Annotated in this window: 17 protein-coding genes; 10 read left to right on the top strand and 7 right to left on the bottom strand. The window is 68.4% G+C overall.

What is annotated here, in order from left to right:
* Positions 1–7: 7 nt before the first annotated feature.
* A complete protein-coding gene (locus ACIHCQ_RS19065) occupies positions 8–769 on the bottom strand; it encodes an SDR family NAD(P)-dependent oxidoreductase (RefSeq protein WP_399663407.1) in 762 nt (253 codons plus the stop codon).
* A gap of 121 nt (positions 770–890) precedes the next feature.
* Between ACIHCQ_RS19065 and ACIHCQ_RS19060 the strand changes: the two genes are divergently transcribed.
* Complete coding sequence (locus ACIHCQ_RS19060) at positions 891–1,499, top strand: TetR/AcrR family transcriptional regulator (RefSeq protein WP_399663405.1); 609 nt, start codon at positions 891–893, stop codon at positions 1,497–1,499.
* Between the two features lie 452 nt (positions 1,500–1,951).
* Here ACIHCQ_RS19060 and ACIHCQ_RS19055 read toward each other — a convergent pair whose 3' ends face one another.
* The 3 genes from ACIHCQ_RS19055 to ACIHCQ_RS19045 form a co-directional block, all read right to left on the bottom strand.
* Positions 1,952–3,466, bottom strand: coding sequence for a transposase (locus ACIHCQ_RS19055; RefSeq protein ID WP_399663403.1), 1,515 nt, complete (start codon positions 3,464–3,466; stop codon positions 1,952–1,954).
* 193 nt (positions 3,467–3,659) lie between these two features.
* Complete coding sequence (locus ACIHCQ_RS19050) at positions 3,660–4,856, bottom strand: sensor histidine kinase (RefSeq protein WP_399663401.1); 1,197 nt, start codon at positions 4,854–4,856, stop codon at positions 3,660–3,662.
* Positions 4,853–5,515 (bottom strand): response regulator transcription factor, encoded by a 663-nt coding sequence (locus ACIHCQ_RS19045; protein ID WP_399663399.1) that lies wholly within the window; start codon positions 5,513–5,515, stop codon positions 4,853–4,855. The genes ACIHCQ_RS19050 and ACIHCQ_RS19045 overlap by 4 nt, the downstream gene beginning before the upstream one ends.
* A gap of 190 nt (positions 5,516–5,705) precedes the next feature.
* On the opposite strand from ACIHCQ_RS19045, the gene ACIHCQ_RS19040 reads away from it, so the two are divergent.
* From ACIHCQ_RS19040 to ACIHCQ_RS19020, 5 genes are all read left to right on the top strand, one after another.
* Complete coding sequence (locus ACIHCQ_RS19040; RefSeq protein ID WP_399663397.1) at positions 5,706–6,545, top strand: hypothetical protein; 840 nt, start codon at positions 5,706–5,708, stop codon at positions 6,543–6,545.
* Positions 6,491–7,147 carry an FtsX-like permease family protein gene (locus ACIHCQ_RS19035; protein WP_399663395.1) on the top strand — a complete coding sequence of 219 codons (657 nt, stop codon included), beginning with the start codon at positions 6,491–6,493 and terminating at the stop codon, positions 7,145–7,147. The genes ACIHCQ_RS19040 and ACIHCQ_RS19035 overlap by 55 nt, the downstream gene beginning before the upstream one ends.
* A 4-nt stretch (positions 7,148–7,151) precedes the next feature.
* Positions 7,152–7,850, top strand: coding sequence for an ABC transporter ATP-binding protein (locus ACIHCQ_RS19030; protein ID WP_399663393.1), 699 nt, complete (start codon positions 7,152–7,154; stop codon positions 7,848–7,850).
* A gap of 185 nt (positions 7,851–8,035) precedes the next feature.
* A complete protein-coding gene (locus ACIHCQ_RS19025; protein WP_399663391.1) occupies positions 8,036–8,755 on the top strand; it encodes an IS6 family transposase in 720 nt (239 codons plus the stop codon).
* 524 nt (positions 8,756–9,279) lie between these two features.
* The gene (locus ACIHCQ_RS19020; protein ID WP_399663389.1) at positions 9,280–10,593 is read left to right on the top strand and encodes a glycoside hydrolase family 30 beta sandwich domain-containing protein; all 1,314 of its coding nucleotides are present in this window, start codon (positions 9,280–9,282) and stop codon (positions 10,591–10,593) included.
* Here ACIHCQ_RS19020 and ACIHCQ_RS19015 read toward each other — a convergent pair.
* Positions 10,550–11,182: a DDE-type integrase/transposase/recombinase gene (locus ACIHCQ_RS19015; protein ID WP_399663387.1), complete on the bottom strand. Its 633-nt coding sequence runs from the start codon at positions 11,180–11,182 to the stop codon at positions 10,550–10,552. The two genes, ACIHCQ_RS19020 and ACIHCQ_RS19015, sit on opposite strands and share 44 nt — an antisense overlap.
* A gap of 226 nt (positions 11,183–11,408) precedes the next feature.
* Between ACIHCQ_RS19015 and ACIHCQ_RS19010 the strand changes: the two genes are divergently transcribed.
* Positions 11,409–11,888, top strand: coding sequence for a DsbA family oxidoreductase (locus ACIHCQ_RS19010; RefSeq protein ID WP_399663385.1), 480 nt, complete (start codon positions 11,409–11,411; stop codon positions 11,886–11,888).
* A gap of 251 nt (positions 11,889–12,139) precedes the next feature.
* On the opposite strand, the gene ACIHCQ_RS19005 is transcribed toward ACIHCQ_RS19010, so the two are convergent.
* Positions 12,140–13,012: a universal stress protein gene (locus ACIHCQ_RS19005; protein WP_399663383.1), complete on the bottom strand. Its 873-nt coding sequence runs from the start codon at positions 13,010–13,012 to the stop codon at positions 12,140–12,142.
* 445 nt (positions 13,013–13,457) lie between these two features.
* Here ACIHCQ_RS19005 and ACIHCQ_RS19000 point away from each other — a divergent pair, with 445 nt between their 5' ends.
* Positions 13,458–14,330 (top strand): universal stress protein, encoded by an 873-nt coding sequence (locus ACIHCQ_RS19000; RefSeq protein WP_399663381.1) that lies wholly within the window; start codon positions 13,458–13,460, stop codon positions 14,328–14,330.
* Positions 14,331–14,641: 311 nt separating this feature from the next.
* Here the strand turns inward: ACIHCQ_RS19000 and ACIHCQ_RS18995 are convergent, their stop codons facing one another.
* The gene (locus ACIHCQ_RS18995; RefSeq protein WP_399663568.1) at positions 14,642–14,923 is read right to left on the bottom strand and encodes a hypothetical protein; all 282 of its coding nucleotides are present in this window, start codon (positions 14,921–14,923) and stop codon (positions 14,642–14,644) included.
* A 451-nt stretch (positions 14,924–15,374) separates the two neighbouring features.
* Here ACIHCQ_RS18995 and ACIHCQ_RS18990 point away from each other — a divergent pair, with 451 nt between their 5' ends.
* Positions 15,375–16,616, top strand: a complete 1,242-nt coding sequence (locus ACIHCQ_RS18990; RefSeq protein WP_399663379.1) for an MFS transporter — start codon at positions 15,375–15,377, stop codon at positions 16,614–16,616.
* The gene (locus ACIHCQ_RS18985) at positions 16,609–17,088 is read left to right on the top strand and encodes a hemerythrin domain-containing protein (protein ID WP_399663377.1); all 480 of its coding nucleotides are present in this window, start codon (positions 16,609–16,611) and stop codon (positions 17,086–17,088) included. The genes ACIHCQ_RS18990 and ACIHCQ_RS18985 overlap by 8 nt, the downstream gene beginning before the upstream one ends.
* Positions 17,089–17,309: the final 221 nt, after the last annotated feature.

Raw genomic sequence — 17,309 nt, 5'->3', positions numbered from 1 at the left:
TTGGTGGTCAGGCCTGCTCGGTGGGGCGTACGAGCAGTTCGGCGACAGCCACGTGCCGGGGGCGGGTGACGATGTAGCCGACGGTGTCGGCGACGTCCTGGCTCTGCAGCCGGTCGATGTCACCCAGGGCGGCGTCGATCTGCTGCTGGATGACGTCGGGGTTGTGCGTACGCAGTTCGGTGTCGACGCTGCCCGGCTCGACGACGGACACGCGGACATGCTGCTTTGCCAGTTCCTGGCGCAGCGCCTCGCTAAAGCCGGTAACGCCGAACTTGGTGGCGGTGTACACGGCGAAGAAGGCGTAGGCGTTGCGGCCGTTGAGCGAGCTGATGTTGACGATGTCGGCGACCTGACGCGGTTCCTCGGCTGCGGCCTTGATCAGGTGGGGGATGGCCGCGTGGGTGGTGTACATCAGGCCCGTGAGGTTGATGTCGATCATGCGCCGCCAGTCGTTCAGGTCCGCGCCGGGGGTGGGCCCGAGCAGCATCAGCCCGGCGTTGTTGACCAGGGTGTCCAGGCGGCCTAGGCCCTCGACGGTCCGCTCGATCGCTTCCGCGGCGGCTTGGGCATCAGTGATGTCGGCGGGCACGGCCAGGGCCGTGCCGCCGGTGTTTGAGATCTCCGCGGCGAGGTCGGTGAGCCGGTCCTCGCGCCGGCCGACCAGGGCCACGGACGCGCCCTCGCGGGCAAGCTCGCGGGCGGTGGCGTGGCCGATGCCGCTGGACGCGCCGGTGACCAGGGCGACGGTTCCTTCAAGACGACGAGTCATCGTTCAAACCTTTCGATGCGCGGCCACGTTGCTCGGGCCGTACGGGATAGGGGGTGGCGGCTCTGGTAGGCCGTCTGGGGGTGGGGGCCACTCAGGGTCGGGCCACGGGCAGAATGGGGAAGTGAGTACTACTGGGCAGAAGACAACCAACCCCAAGCGTCAGGCGAGCACGATCGAAGGAGACCTGCCTCCTCGCGAACGCCTCGTCCGGGCCGCGTCGCGGCTGTTCTATTACGAGGGAGTACGCGCGATCGGCGTAGAGCGGCTGATCGCCGAGGCCGGGGTGACCAAGGCGACCTTCTACCGGCACTTCGCCTCCAAGGACGACCTGGTCGTGGCCTACCTGCTGACCAAGGACGCCTACTACAAGCAGGTGGCCGAACCGCTGGCCGCCGGGCACCCGCCCGCCGAAGCGCTCGACCTCATCTTCGAGGCGATCGCCGAGCACGCCCGTGAGCGCGGCTTTCGCGGATCGCCGTTCCTGAACGCGGCCGCCGAGTACCCGGATGCCGACCACCCGGTCCGCGGCCTGGTGACGACCCACCGGAACTGGATTCGCACCCTCTTCAAGGAACTGCTCACCAGGCTCGGCCACGCCGACCCGGAGTCGGCCGCCGGTGCGCTGCTGATGCTGTACGACGGCGCGATGGCCGCCGGCTACCTGGATGACTCCGCGGCCGCCTACGAGACCCTGCTGAACGCGGTCCGGCTGATCCGGTCGGGAGGCTGACCCCGTCGGAGCCGCATGAGGCAGCGGCTCTGTACGGTGCCCCGGCTGGGCCGGGGCGCGGATTGGTTTCACGGAACCTTTTGATCTCTCTTCGACGTGCATCGGCGACCTACTGGCAGATCTCCGCCTGGAGGCAGCCCGGCCGGGAAGGCCGATAAAGACCCTTCCCCAAGAGGGAGGAAGACCGGTCGTTCTATCAGTCGACGATAACCCCCTCGCCGTCCGCGCGCCAACCGATCGACGCGCTTGTGGGATCGCTCACGGGTTACCGCTGTCCCGCAGAGCCTTTCTGGCTTGGCGGCCGAACTCGCCTGCTCCCTGATCTCTTGGCGTTACCTTCGAACCTGCCGCGGCAACCGAACCTGCCGCGGCAACCGAACCTGTCGCGGCAACGAAGCGAAGACCGTGCCGCGCAGTGACGAAGCCCGATTCGTTCGGGTTATGTGGATTTTCTACGGGTCCGTGATCCAGTCGGTGATGCGGGTGACGTTGCAGGCCAGACCGGTCAGGACGTGCTGGACGTGTGTCTTTGGCAGGCCTCGGTAGCGGGTCCGGCGCAGGCCGTAGGTGCGGACGTTCTGGGAGAGGGTGGCTTCAATGCCGGCGCGGATCGCGTACCGGCGTTGCCAGTCCTCGGTGCGCTGGTCCAGACGGTTGTGCATCTGGATCTCGTGCAGTTCGCGGGTGGGCAGCAGCGCGAGCGAGCGCGGACCGCTGACCGCGTCGGTGCACTGGGGGCCGACGGGGCAGGCCAGACAGGTGGCCTTGTCGAACTTGACCTGGATGTAGTCGTGTCCGCTGATGTGCAGGGGCCCCCGTTCGCGGCTGGCGGCGCCCTGGGGGCAGGTGGCCCGGCAGTGGTCCCAGTCGACGGCGAAGGCGGCCTTGTCAAAGCCGGCCCCGCTTTTGGCCTGGTGGCTGTGGTCGGGCACGACCGGGCCGAGCAGGGCGATGCCGTGCACCCGCCGGGCGCGTTCGATCTGCGCGGGACTGACGTAGTCGGCGTCGACCGCGTGCTCGGCCGGGGTCAGGTCGATCGCTGCCAGGTCGTCGTGGATTTGGGGCGGTGAGTTCGCCGTCCTGGACCGGGGCGATCGTGGTGGCCACGTGCACGACCACCTCCGGCAGGCTTGACGTGCATGTCTCGGTGAAGTGGGTTCGGTAGCCGGATCAGGCGGTGTCCCGCTTGACGCAGTAGTGCGCGTCGGTGCCATAGGGGGGTCGAACCGCAGCGACGCGGGCGGCAGCGTGCGGCCGTCGCGCCAGCGCAGCCGCCCGCGGGCGTCCCAGTAGTAGTGGTGCACCCACACCTGCCGCAGGATCTCCACCTGAGTCAAGGCCCTGAGCCGGGGCGGGGCGTCGGTTGCCCAGGCTGCGGCCAGAACCTTGCGTCCGTCGCGGCCGAAGGCCTCGGCCAGGGCGGTGACCCCGGCCTTCCCGCCGGGGACCTTGCCGATCTCCACCTTCCGTCCGTAGCGCTTGTCCCACTCCGGCTCGACCAGCCCGAGCAGCCAGTCCGGGGCTGCCTGGGCGAGCTGTTCCAGTGCGGCCCGCAGGCTCTCGCCGACCAGTTCCAGTTGGCGGAGCGTGCGCACCGCCGCGAGCACATGGGTCGCGTCGGTGCGCTGCCGCCCGCCGGACTTCAGCAGCCCGGCCTCAACCAGGTCGTGCAGCATCACCTGCAGCAGCCGGTCGGCCGCGTCGCCCTCTGCGAGGCGGGCCCGGAACTCACACAGCACCGAGTGGTCGAAACCGGGATCGTCCAGCTCCAGGCCCAGGGCGTATTTCCAGTCGATCCTGGTGCGGACCGCGTTCGCGGCCGCGCGGTCGGACAGGTTCTCCGAGAACTGCAGCACCGACACCAGCGCCAACTGCCCCGGCGACAGACCCGGCCGCCCGTCCTTGGGGTACAGGTCCGCGAACTCCTCGTCCTCGAACACCACATCCAGCCGGTCCCGCATCAGCATCGCCGGCGTGCCTTTCGGGCACGCCGCTCGCGCCGTCAACACCGTCCGCGTCGGAATCCGCTGGTAACTCCTCGCCCGCAAGGACATCTCCGGCCCTCTCCCGAGAACCCACCCCGCCCCCTCCAGCAAACCGCCGAACAGACGACCTGTCAGCACCCCTCACAAGATCACCAACAGAGTCACTGCATTGATTCTAGGGAAGCTCGACCCGGACGGTCAGCCCCCCGTCCGGATTGGCCCGCGCGGAGACCGTGCCGTGGTGGGCGTGGACGATGGAGCGAACGATGGCAAGGCCCAAGCCGTGGCCCGAGCGGTCGCTGGTGACGCGGGGCTCGAGGCGGTAGAAGGGCTCGAAGAGGCGTTGGCCGAAGGCCTCGTCGACGTGCGGTCCGGTGTTCTCGACCTCGAGGACGACATGGCGTTCGCGCTGGACCGCGAGGTAAACGGAGCCGCCCGGGGTGTTGTAGGTGAGGGCGTTGTTGAGGAGGTTGACTAGGAGCTGGCGCAGGAGGGTGGCGTTGCCGTCGACGGTGCTGTCCGGCTCGGTGTCGACCTCCAGGCGGATGCCGGCTAGGGCCGCCTGCGAGGTGCGTTCGGCGGCCGCGGCCGTGGCGAGTGCCGCCAGGTCGACCGGCTCGGGGTCGAAGGGGGCGTGGCCGGCGGCGGCCAGGTCGAGGAGGGCCTTGACGATGGTGATGTTGCGTTCGTTCGTCTCGACCAGCATCGGGGCGAGCTCCGCGAACTCCTCGCCGGATGGGTCGGCCACGGCGATCTGCAGGACGGCTCGTGTGGTGGCCAGCGGGGTGAGCAGCTCGTGCGAGGCGTTGGCCGCGAAGCGCTGATGGGCGGCGAAGGACTCTTCCAGGCGGGCCAGCATAGTGTCGAAGGTGTCGGCCAGCTGCTTCAACTCGTCGGCGGAGCCTTGAGCATTGATACGGTACTGCAGCTGGCCGTCGGCGGCCTTGGCGGCGGCCTGGCTGATGGTGGCGAGCGGCGCGAGCAGCCGTTTGGACAGCAGCCAGCCGACCACCAGGCCGATCGCCATCACCAGGAGCAGCCCGCCGACGGACACCCGGAGCGCGGTGTTCCAGACGTCTTCCTTGCTGCTGATCGCCCCTTTTACCCTGGTGCCTGGCGTGGCCCCGGGCGGCAAGCTGGCTTCGGGGAACGGCTTCCCCGCATGGGGCAGCTCGTGCAGGGCCCCGGGATCCGTGACGACGACGGTGTCCGTGAAGTCGTACGTCGGCAGGAAACGCATGCCGGAGTAGATGACGGCCACCATCAGGGCCGCCGAGACGGCGAGCGCGCCGGCGAAACCGAGGAAGAGCCGGGTGTGGATGCTCAGGGTGCGGGCCGGCCATACTCGGCGCAGCCAGGAGGGCCGTCTCACTTCGCCCCCAGGTAGTAGCCGGCGCTGATCGCCGTGTGCACGAGCTGGGGTTCGCCCAGTTTTTTGCGCAGGGTGTGCACCACGAGACGTACCGCATTGGTGAGCGGATCGGCGTTCGCGTCCCACGCCTTGTCCAGGAGGTATTCGGCGCTCAGCACGCCGCCGTCGGCGCGTATCAGGAGTTCCAGGACGGCCAGTTCCTTCGGGGTCAGGCGCACCTCCTGCCCGGCGCGCAGGACGCGGCGTCGGTGGGTGTCGAAGGACAGATTGGAGAAGGTGAGGACGGGCGAGTGCGCCACGGGGCTACGCCGGTACAACGCGCGCAGCCGGGCGATGAGTTCGGGGAAGTCGAAGGGTTTCGCGAGGTAGTCGTCGGCGCCGAGGCCGAGGCCCTCAACCTTGTCGCCGAGGCGTCCGGCGGCGGTCAGCATGAGGATGCGGCACTCCAGGCGCATGGCGACGAGGCGGCGGCACACCTCGTCGCCGTGGACGCCGGGCAGGTCCCGGTCGAGTATCACCGCGTCGTAGTCGTACACGGCGACCCTCTCCAGGGCGGCCGCCCCGTCGTGCACGACGTCGACGGCGATGGCCTCGCGGCGCAGTCCGATCTCCAGGATCCGGGCCATGTACTTCTCGTCCTCCACCACCAGCACCCGCACGATCCGCAACCCTTTCTATGAATTCTGAGCGTTCGACATCCCGGATGCCCACATTTATCAGATACGGGATTTGAGGCGTGTATGAGCGGGCGCCCGGCCTCCGCCCTTTGCAAACACGGCTCAAAACGGCGACTGGCTATCGTCACATCCAGATTTCGCAAAGTCGCCGGGCAAGGAGTTGTCGTACGCAATGAATCTGTTCAAACGGGCGTGGTGGCGGCTGACCGGCCATCTGGGCAAGACCTTGATGCTGGTCGGGCTGTTCTTCGTCATCTGCACCCTGGTCCTGTCCGGGTTCCTGATCCAGTCGGCCGCGACGCGCGCCGCCGCGTCGGCGAAGAACAGCGTGGGTGCGGTGGCCACGATGCAGCTGGATGTGAATGCCCTGCTCGACTCGGGGAGGATGCAGCAGCGCAAGGATTCGGGACAGCCCGGCATGATCGGTGCCGAGGGTGATCTGCACCGCAGCCTGGTGGACAAGATCTGCAAGTCCTCGGTGGTGGCCAATTGCAACTACAGGAAGGACAGCGTCGCGGAACCCACAGACCAGGTCAAGCTGCACCAGCCGGTTCCCGCGCCAGCCGGGCAGGACAACCGTGGCGCGGACTTCTTCAAGGCCGACGGGGTCCGTGATCTGGACGCGGTCTCGACGTTCCGCAACGGCGACTCCAAGCTCATAGCCGGTTCCGGGATCAAGCCGGACAGCAAGAGCGACATGGTCGTCATCGAGGAGCGGGTGGCCAAGGACAACCACCTCAAGGTCGCCGACAAGATCAAGCTGAAGGCCATCGTCCGGCACCCCGACGGCAGGATCGGTTTCAAGGAAATAGGCTTCATCGTCGGCGGCATCTACCAGAACAACACCGCCGACACTGGCACGTACGTCCCGCCGATGATGGCCCCCTCGAACCAGATCTACGTCACCCCGGGCGGCGCGACCCGGCTCGACAGCAAGAAGGTCGGCGCCGACGGGGGGTGCTCAACCAGGCCACCTTCACGCTGCGCGACCCCGCCGACCTGGGCCAGCTGAAACTGGACGCGCAGGCGGCCGGCGCCGACCTCAAGATCTTCCCGCTGACCGTCAACGACAAGCAGTACAAGACCCTGGTCGGCCCGATCAACAAGACGGCCGACTTCGCCTCCATCACGGTCTGGCTGGTCGCCCTCGCCGGCACCGTCATCCTCGCCCTTATCGTCGCCTCGTCGCTGCGCGAGCGCCGTAAGGAGCTGGGCATTCTGCTCTCCCTCGGCGAGAAGAAGCCCAAGCTGCTCGGCCAGCACCTGGCCGAAGTGGTCGCCTGCGCGGTCCTGGCGATCGGCTTCGCCGCCGTGAGCAGTCAGTTCCTCTCCCAGGCCATCGGCAACCAGCTTCTCTCCGGGGAGGTCTCCTCCGCCAACGAGGCAGCCGCAAACGAGGCCAACAAGCCCGACCCCTCCGACCCCACGGGCGGCGCCAACAAGAGCAACGAGCCGGAAGGCAAGCCCATCGACCAGATGGACATCAACCTCGGCCCCGCCGACATCGGCAAGGTCGGCGCCACCGGCCTCGGCATCGCCACTCTGGCCACCCTGATCCCCGGCGCCCGAGTGCTGCGCCTCCACCCGCGCGACATCCTCACGAAGGGCGACTGACGCGATGACCACCCCGACCACAGCAGGCGGCTCGTCCCCGGTGCTCGAACTCACCGACCTCACCCGCACCTACCAAAGCGGCAACCGCAAGCGCGCCGTCCTCAAGGGCGTCAGCTACGCCTTTGAACCCGGCCGCATGTACGCCGTCATCGGCCCCTCCGGCAGCGGCAAGACCACTCTGCTCTTCCTGGCCAGCGGCCTGGACTCGCCCACCTCGGGCAGCGTCCGCTTCCAGGGCCAGGACGTCGGCGAACTGGGCCTTGGCCGGTACCGCAACCGCCATGTGGCCACGGTCTTCCAGTCGTTGAACCTGCTCACCTATATGACGGCGGTGCAGAACATCACCTCCGCCATGGAGATCACCGGGGTGAAGGGCGTCCCCAAGAAGCAGCGCGCCGTCGAACTCCTCGACCTGCTCGGCGTGGACCGCGTCGACCAGAACCGCAAGACCCTGCAGCTGTCCGGCGGCCAGCAGCAGCGTGTCGCCATTGCCCGCGCACTGGCCTGCGAGGTCGACATCCTTTTCGCCGACGAGCCCACCGGAAGCCTCGACCACGAGACGGCGGCCGGGATCATCTCCGTGTTCCAGAAGCTGGCGCATGACGAGGGCAAGTGCGTGATAGCGGTGACGCACTCACGCGAGGTGGCGGACGCCTCGGACGATGTGTTGCAGCTCAAGCGGGGGAAGCTCAGCGCGCGGTAGCCGACGTCTCCCCGCACCTGGTTTCCCAAGTGGGTTCGGAGCGGATTCGCGCTACTGGACGCGGGCGATCGCCGGGTGGCGGTCCCCGGCGGCGCAGTTCCCTCCGGCTGAGCCGGGAGGGCACTGTCACGTTGACTGCCTGGGTGGGATGATCTTCTGGGTGGTCATGGTGGAGGGGGTTGTCCGTGGGCAGTACGCTGCCGTCGTACAAAGGGCACCGGTACCCGGTCGAGATCATCGCGCACTGCGTGTGGCTGTACCACCGCTTCCCGCTGTCGTATCGCGAGGTCGAGGAACTGATGCTCGAGCGCGGCGTGCTCGTCTCCCACGAGACGGTCCGCCGGTGGTGCGCCAAGTTCGGGCAGACCTACGCCAACGGCCTGCGCCGCAGGCAGCCCCGGCCCGGGGACAAGTGGCACCTGGACGAGGTCTTCATCAAGATCAATGGCGAGCTGAAGTACCTGTGGCGGGCTGTCGACCAGGACGGGATGGTGCTGGACGTTCTCATGCAGGACCGCCGGGACACCGCCGCCGCCAGGCGTTTGTTCCGCAGCCTGATGAAGAAGACGTGTTCGGTGCCGCGGGTGGTGGTCACCGACAAGTTGCGCTCCTACGGCGCGGCCCACCGCGAGGTCATGCCCTCCGTCGAGCACCGCGCCCACAAGGGCCTGAACAACCGGGCCGAGAACAGTAATCAGCCGACGAGGCAGCGCGAACGCGCCATGAAAGGCTTCCGCAGCGTCGGCGGCGCCCAGCAGTTCCTGGCCGCGTTCAGCGGCATCTCACCCCACTTCCGACCCCGCCGCCACCTGATGAGTGCCCCCGGCCACCGAGCCGAGATGACCATCCGCTTCGCGATCTGGGACCAGATCACCGGCGCCTACGGCCAGACCACCGAGGCCTGACACCGGCCCGAAACCCAGCCCCCACCACGCCCCGACACGCCGTCAGAGACCCACGCACCCAATAACGTGACAGCGCCGCCCCCCGAGCGCGCGGCGGAGACGCGGCGCGACTGTGAGCCGTCCACGATCAATTCGTCCGCCAGTACGCGATCACCTGCAACCGCCGGTCTTCCAGCGGGGCGGCCACGGTCGGCCACGGCGCGTCAAATGCCGGAGGATCCTTTCGGAGGTCCGGATGAACGCACGTCACACGACCCTGTACCCCACCCGCGCTTCTTCGCGCGCTGAGGCTTGACGGTGGCGAGACCAATCGTTAATTTACACGCTTACCAAATATGCGAAATTCCGCATGCCGTTCGTAATGTCGAACGGTCGTGGCGTCGTCCCGAGTCGCCGAGGGCAGACCGAGGCAACGGTCAGCAGCACCTCCCCGAACAAGACTAGCGCGTAGTCATTCCTGAGAGTGGGAGCGCTCCCATAGGGGGCGCGGCGTGGATCAGCACCGACGGCCAAGAGGAGGAGACATGACGCAAGGTCGCAATGAGCCCGTGAGCAGCGAGCGGAGATCGCCGAGCCGGAGAACCGTCCTGGCGACGATAGGGGCCCTGCCGGTCCTCACCGCCACGACGTCGACCGCGGGGGCTTCGGGAGCGGCGGCCGTGACGGCCGCCGCCACGGCGGTCATTGACCCGTCGGCGCGGCGGCAGACGATCCGAGGCTTCGGCGGCATGACCCACACGGCCTGGATCGGCGACCTGACAGCCGCACAGCGGGACACGGCGTTCGGCACCGGCGAGGGCCGACTGGGGTTCTCCGTGCTGAGGATCCCCGTCCCCGAGAACCAGGCGGACTGGAGCCGTGATGTGGCGACGGCAAGGCGCGCGACCGAGCTCGGTGCGACCGTCATCGCGTCGCCGTGGAATCCCCCCGCCCGCATGGTCGAGACCTTCGTCCACGGCAGTCAGACCAACGCGAAACGCCTCAGGTACAACATGTACGGCGCCTATGCCCAGCACCTCAACGACTTCAACGCGTTCATGCGGAACAACGGGGTGAACCTGTACGGCATATCGGTGCAGAACGAGCCCGACTACGCTCAGGACTGGACGTGGTGGACTCCCGCCGAAATGGTCCGGTTCCTGCGGGAGAACGCCGGCTCGATCGGCACCAGGGTCATCGCGCCCGAATCCTTCCAGTACCGGAAGAACATCTCGGACCCGATCCTCAACGACTCCGCGGCACTCGCCAACGTGGACATCATCGGGGCCCACCTCTACGGCACGCCGTCCGCGGACTTCCCCTATCCCCTCTTCAAGCAAAAGGGCGCGGGCAAAGAACTCTGGATGACCGAGGTCTACTACCCCAATAGCAGCGATTCGGCGGACCTCTGGCCACAGGCGCTCGACGTGGGAGAGCACATCCACCGCGCCATGGTGAACGCCGAGTTCCAGGCGTACATCTGGTGGTACATCCGGCGCAGCTACGGCCCCATGCGGGAGGACGGCCGGATCAGCAAGCGCGGCGCCTGCATGGCGCACTTCGCCAGGTTCGTCCGCCCCGGATATGTGCGGATCGAGGCGACGGCGAACCCGGCGTCGAACGTTTACGTCTCGGCGTACCGGGGCGGTACGTCCTCGGTCGTCGTCGTTGTCATCAACAAGGGGACTTCTGCGGTGAGCCAGCAGTTCACCCTGGCGAACAGCACGGCGTCCAGTGTCTCGTCCTGGCTGACCGACGCGAGCAGGAACGTCGCGCCCCAGGGCACGACCGGCGTGTCGGACGGCTCCTTCACCGTCACGCTTCCCGCTCGAAGCGTGACGACCTTCGTGACGGCGTGACCGAGGCTCCCGGCGGGATCGACAGCACTGCGCAGTACGTACTGGTGAACCCGCGACAGTGAAGCTCCCCCGTGATCTTGGACACTCGATGCTTACGCTGCGAGGGCGTGTCCTTGCTCGTGTCGCTGTCGGGTCTCAGCGGGGTGAGGTAGCCCCGGACTGGATGTCTGCGCAGTCGCTTGCGGTTATAGGAAGGTCTCGATGAAGGTGAAGATCTCCGTGCGGGCGCCGACCCGGTCGGCCTCTGGCGGGTGCCGATCTCCTCCTTCAGCAGTGCGAAGAACGACTCGGCGGCGGCGTTGTCGAAGCACGAGCCGGTGCGGACCATGCTCTGCCGCAGCCCCAACCAGCCTATTTCACATCGGTGTTCGTCTGAGGTGTCTTCACTGCCGTGGTCCGAATGGGCGATGTATCCGGGCTGGAGCCGACCGCGTCCGGCGCCCATCCGCAACGCGCCCACGACCAGGGATGCGTGGTGGTCGGCCATCGAGTAACCGACGATCTCCCGAGTGGCCAGGTCCAGCCAGGTCGCCAAGTACAGCCGGCCCTCGCCGGTGGCGATGTAGATGATGTCGCCGACCAGCTTCATCCCGGGTGCCGGTGCGGTGAAGTCGCGGCGGAGCAGGTCCGGGGCGGGACCCCCTTCTCCGTAACGACACCCCGGAGGCGTCCGCCGAACCCGCGTCCGGCGAACCCGCGTCCGGCGGACGTGACTCCGCGGTCGAGGACCACCCGGGTCCCCAAATGGCCACCTTTCCCCTCACGAACCTCGGCTCGGACAACGCGGCCGTCTGCACGGACGGGGTGTGTGTCCTGTGAGCACGCTGCGCATCGACATCTGGTCCGACGTCGTCTGCCCGTGGTGCTACATCGGCAAGCGGCGTCTGGAGACGGCGCTCGACCGGTTCCAGCACGCCGACGAGGTCGAGCTGCACTGGCACAGCTTTCAGCTCGACCCCTCCCACCCCAAGGGCCACCGCGAGCCCGCCTTCGAGATGCTGGCGAAGAAGACCGGAGCGTCGACCGCCCAGGTGCGGGCGATGACCCGGCAGGTCAGCGACCTCGCCGCCGCCGAGGGCCTGACGTACGACCTGGAGCGGTCCGTCTCGGTCAACACGATCGACGCCCACCCCCTGAGCCACCTGGCCGCCGCCCACGGGCTGGGCGATCAGATGCACGAGCGGCTGCTGCGCGCCCACCTGGGCGAGGGTGAGATCGTCGCCGACCCCGACACGCTGGTATGGCTCGGTGCCGAGGCCGGCGTACCCGAGGACCAGACCCGCCGGATGCCTTGAGCCCCTGGCAAAGGCCGTCTGACCTGCCGCTTTTCGAGTGTGCGCTATGTGTGGTGTGTGCGTTACGGGGGATATCGTGACGCTGAAATGACGCCCGTAACGCTCATTTGACGCTTGTTCTGATGGGGTGTCAGGTGTGGTCCTGGTCCATGTTGCGCTCCTTCAGTCATCGGCCTCGTGCGCAGGCGCCGGGGCCCCCGCGTCCGGGAGGGAGCGGAAGTTGCTGTTCCAGCGGCGGGGAGGACCGCTTCTCAGGCGTGCGGTACGACTGCGACGGGGCAGGTCGCATGGTGGAGTGCGGCGTGGGCGACGGACCCGATGTGAGTGCCGACGGGGGAGCGGCGTACCCGGCGTCCGACCACGAGCAACTCCGCGCGGGAGGCAGCCGACAGCAACACCTGTCCCGCGCTGCCGATTTCGACGTGCTCGATCACCGGCACGTCGGGGAACCGCTCCCGCAGCGGAGCGAGCGCCTCCGCCAGCGACTTCTTCTCGAACGGCTCCAGCCCTCCCGCCTCGTCGGCGAGCAGCATGGAACCCGGGCTGTACGCGAAGACGGGCGGCAGACTCCACGCACGCACTGCTCGCACCGTCGCGCCTCGCGCGGCGGCGGCCTCGAAGGCGAATGCCAGGACAGCGCTGCTGTCCTCCGGTCTGCCCTGCTGGCCCACGACGACTTCACCGCCGTCCAGGTCACGTGCCTCCCCGTCGCGGATCCGGACCGAGACCACGGGCCGCGTCGCCGCCGCGATGACCTGCTGGCCGTACGAGCCGAGCAGGAAGCCGACGAGGGCGCCGTGTCCCCGTGATCCGAGCACCAGGATGTCGGACCGTTCGGCCTCGTTCAGCAGAGCGGCAACCGCCGTGTCGGGCACGACTTCGGCGGTGACGGACAGGTTCGGGTACCCGCCGGTTACGCGTGTCTCGGCCTCTCGCAGTACGGCGATGGCCGACTGGCCCTGCGTTTCCCTGTCCTGGACAATAGGTACATCCAGTGGCTCCCAGAGCCAGGCGTGCACGATACGGAGCGGCATTCCGCGCAGCGTGGCCTCACGTGCCGCCCAGTCGGCCGCAGCCAGGCTTTCCGGGGATCCGTCCACTCCTACAACGATCGCGCGGGTCATGGGATGGCCTCCGTCGGTTCGATGGGCACGGCCACGTCGCCGGCCCTTCTGTCCTCCCATCATCAGGGAACCGACGCTGTTCGAGGAGGGCCGGTCGGCCCGACACCCGGGCCCGTTCAGCCACAATGCGCGCCCGGGTGACTCCTGACGGACCGAGGCCTGCCGCTGCCACTCCGGCGAGACACGATGCCGGCACGGGTGGAACCACCGGCCCACCCCACTTACTCAGTCCGGCCAGACCGCGCCATCATTCCCTCAGGTATCCACCGTGCCTGCCGCATGCCTCTTTGCCTCGAATGACCGTGGACGAGACGGTCACGTCCACTGGGCGCGCAGTCCCGGGCCAGTCCGTCCCCAGGCAGGGACCTGTGGCCCCTATGAGGTGCGGCGCGGGTCGACCACTGTGAAAAGTGTTGGCCCGTCCTCAAGCATTCAGGAGCCGTTCATGTCCCGCACCGTCATCGTCGGCATCGACGGATCTCAGGAAAGTGCGGCGGCCTCGGACTGGGCCGCCGCGGAGGCACGTCGTCGAGAAGTACCGCTGCGGCTGCTGCACGCGTGGAGCAGCGAGGAGGGCCGCCGCACGCGACTGGTCGATCCCGCAGCGGCACGTGGCTGGGGCGAGCGGAGGCTCAGTACGGCGGCAAGGCGTCTGCGGCGCAGCCATCCCGACCTGCAGGTGCAGACGGCCTGGATTCCCGGAGACGCGGTCCCCACTCTGTGCGCGGCAGGCGATGAGGCGGAGCTGCTGGTGCTGGGATCTCGTGGCCTGAGCGGTCTGACCGGCTTTCTGGCCGGATCCGTCTCACTGGCCGTACTCGCCCGCACAGAACGTCCCGCTGTCCTCGTCCGCCCGCACGACACCGCCGTGCCGGAGGCGCCACGCCCGGCCGGTGATGTAGTGCTGGGACTGGATGTGTCCCAGCCGAGCAGTGAGTTGCTTGAGTTCGCTTTCACCTCAGCCGACCGGTACGGCTGCGGGGTGCGGGTGTTGTACAGCTGGGCGGGGCCGGCTGTGTACGGGCCCGACATGGCCGGCGCGCTGCCGTTGCTGCTGACCGAACTGACGAAGGATTGGCGTCGAGCGCTCGACGAGGCGCTCGCCCCCTGGACGGAGAAGCACCCCGCCGTGCCCGTCGTCCGCCAGTGCCACCAAGGCAGGTCGACGCAGGATCTTACGGAAGCCTCGCGCACTGCCCGCCTGGTCGTAGTGGGCCGCAGGAACCGTCACACACGGATTGGCACGCACATCGGGCCCGTCACCCATGCGGTTGTGCACCACTCCCTGGCTCCCGTCGCGGTCGTGCCGCACGACTGAACCATTCCGGCGCCGCCACGCCGCGGTGACAACTCCGTAGATCGGCATTGAAGCGTCGGCGAAAGAGCTCCCAACGGGCACGACGGACTTACCTCCTCGGGAGGTTGAACGAATGGCAGGATGGCGGGTTGGCGCCGCCCGAGGCGGTGCCAACCCGTTCTGCGCCGTGCGCAAGACCTGACCGGTGTCCTCGTAGCGTTCAGGGCCTGTTGGGGCAGAGCGTCGAGGAAAGCGCGCTTGTCGACGGCCGGCGTCCGGAAGGAACGTTCGACGGAGACGGTGTCCCGCGGCAGCTGGGCCGCTCGGGAACATCAGGTGCCAGCCGTGCTGAGAGATGGTTGCAGGATCTCATCGAGGATCTCCCAGCCGGAGCACTCCGTCACAGGCTTGCCGGTGTGGTTGCCCGGCCGGTCGGTGCCAGAACAGCCACGCGTCCGAGCGCCGGGGGAGGTGCCAGCGGTGCGGTGGTGTGCGAGCCGAGGCCCGGAGTCGTCGGCCACGGAGCCGTTGGTGCCCAGGACCAGGTTCTGGGTGGAGCACCACACGAACCAGAAGTTCGTGGTGAAGAAGTGTTCGCCGAAGCAATCGGTGATCCGCTTGCCGTCCAGATGCCCTTCGGGGGTGGCCAGGCAGCGGAGAGTTGGAGCCGGCCCGCTCGGAGAACATTGTCGAGCGGGTGCTGACGACTTTCCCCGGTCCGTCGACGAGACATAAAACGTCGTCCCAGGTGACGTCCTCCTGCCCGGCGAGGATCTCCTGTGTCACCGAGACCGAAGGCTCGTCGAGGGAAGGGCGGGCGGTGGGGACAACCGGCCCGCTCGGGGGAGGCCACTGGGCCCTACCAGCCCCCTGCCGGGCAGGTGACTCTGGGCTGCGGTGCCGTACACACGGCGCCGCGGCTGGAAGGAGACGTCCGTGGACGGGACGAACGGCAGACAACAGAAGGAGCCGGCGATGGGAGGGACGACGGAAAGGGCGGCAGTTGAGCCACCTGAGCCGGTCGCACCCGCTCGGCCTGGGCGGGGCCTGATGCTCACGCTGGCCATGACTGGTTTCGCGGTGAACTTCTGGGCGTGGGCGCTGCTGAGTCCGATGGGTCCCAGGTTCAAGGAGATCCTGGAGCTGAGTTCCTTCCAGCAGTCGTTGCTGGTGGCGGTTCCCGTGGTGGTCGGGGCGGTGGGGCGGATCCCGGTAGGGGCGCTGACCGACCGGTTCGGCGGGCGGGTCATGTTCCCGCTGGTGTCGGCGGCCACGGTGGTGCCGGTTCTGTATCTGGGGCTGGCGGGGCATACCTCGCTGGCCGGGTTGCTGGTGGGCGGGTTCTTCCTCGGTATCGGCGGCACCTCGTTCGCGGTCGGAGTGCCCTTTGTCAGCGCCTGGTTCCCGCCGGAGCGGCGCGGGCTGGCCATCGGCGTTTTCGGCGCGGGCATGGGTGGGACCGCGATCAGTGCGCTGACGACGGTGAAACTGGTCGACGCGAGGGGGACCGCGGCCCCGTTCCTGATCACAGCGGGTGGGCTGGTCGCTTACGCGGCGGTGGCCGCGCTGCTGCTGCGCGACGCTCCTGGCCGCATGGTGCCGACCGAGCCGCTGGTCCGCCGGCTGGCGGCCACCGCTCGGCTGGGCATCACCTGGCAGGCGTCGGCGTTGTACGCGGTGGCGTTCGGCGGTTATGTGGCCTTCTCCGTCTACCTGCCCACCTATCTGAAGACGGCCTACGGGCTGTCGCAGGCCGACGCGGCGAACCGGATGGCCGGGTTTGTGCTGGTGGCGGTGGCGATGCGGCCCGTCGGCGGCTGGCTCTCGGACCGGTTGGGCCCGGTCCGGGTGCTTGCCGCGTCGCTGGCGGTCGTCGTCCTGGGGTCGACGGTGCAGGCCTTCACACCTTCCCTGGCACCGGTGGGGACCATCGCCTTCCTGGCCTTGGCGGCAGCCCTCGGCGCGGGTAGCGGGGCGACATTCGCGATGGTGGCGCTGCTGGCCCCGGCGAACTCGGTGGGCTCGGTGACCGGTGTGGTGGGCGCTGCCGGCGGACTGGGCGGCTTCCTGCCACCGCTGGTGATGGGCTCGCTGTACGGGGCCTACGACTCGTATGCGATCGGCCTCGTCCTCCTCGCGATCGTCGCTGCCGCGGCACTGGGTTACACGCTCACCGGGGTCCGCGCCGCCGCCGAAGGCCGCGACGGGAATCGTCAGGGGCCGGGCAGCGCGAGCCGCCGGCACCGGCACAGCTCCGCCGAACACCACGGTGTGAGTACGGAAGGAGGAGTGAACCGGTGTGTGTGAGTACTGCGGCTGCCAGTCCCTTGTCTCCATTGATGAGCTGACCCGCGAGCATGACCAGGTCGTGAGCCTGATCAGCGGCGTCCGCGCCGCTCACCGCGACGGTGACGTACCCCGAATGGCACAGATCGCCCGGGAGGTGGCGGCCGTGCTCGGCCCTCACACGAAGGTCGAGGAGCACGCGCTGTTTCCCGCCCTGGCCGGGGACTTCCCCGATCAGATCGCCGCGCTGGAAGCCGAGCACCGCCGCATCGAGGGGGTTCTCGCCGAGGGTGCCGACCTTGTCGCACCGCAGGATCCGGACTGGCCGGACCGGCTGATGGATACGTTGGCGCTGTTGCGGGAGCACATCCTCAAGGAGCAGGACGGCGTCTTCCCTGCGGCGCTGGCGAACCTGACCACCGAGCAGTGGGAGGCGGTCGAGGCTGTACGGGCGGAGGCGGGGAGCACACTTTCCCGGCCGCCGCCCGGGTGACCGGGCTCGCCGACCATCCGTAATGACCGAATGACCGACGGCGTGCTACGGGGGGTGTGGGTAGCTGTCCGTCCGCGTACCCATGCGCTGTACGCATTCACCGGTTTCTCGTGGTGTGACGAGCGGGCCGTGGCCGTAGAGTCGCTCGCGGCTGGACCGACCACGACCTGCCGAGCCGCACAGTGCGCGCCGGTGACATGCTGGAACACCTTGCGGCCACG

The sequence above is a fragment of the Streptomyces sp. NPDC052236 genome, from assembly GCF_044548015.1.
Lineage (GTDB): Bacteria > Actinomycetota > Actinomycetes > Streptomycetales > Streptomycetaceae > Streptomyces.
Note: the sequence above shows the minus strand (reverse complement) of the source record. Positions and strands in the feature narration are given on the sequence as shown.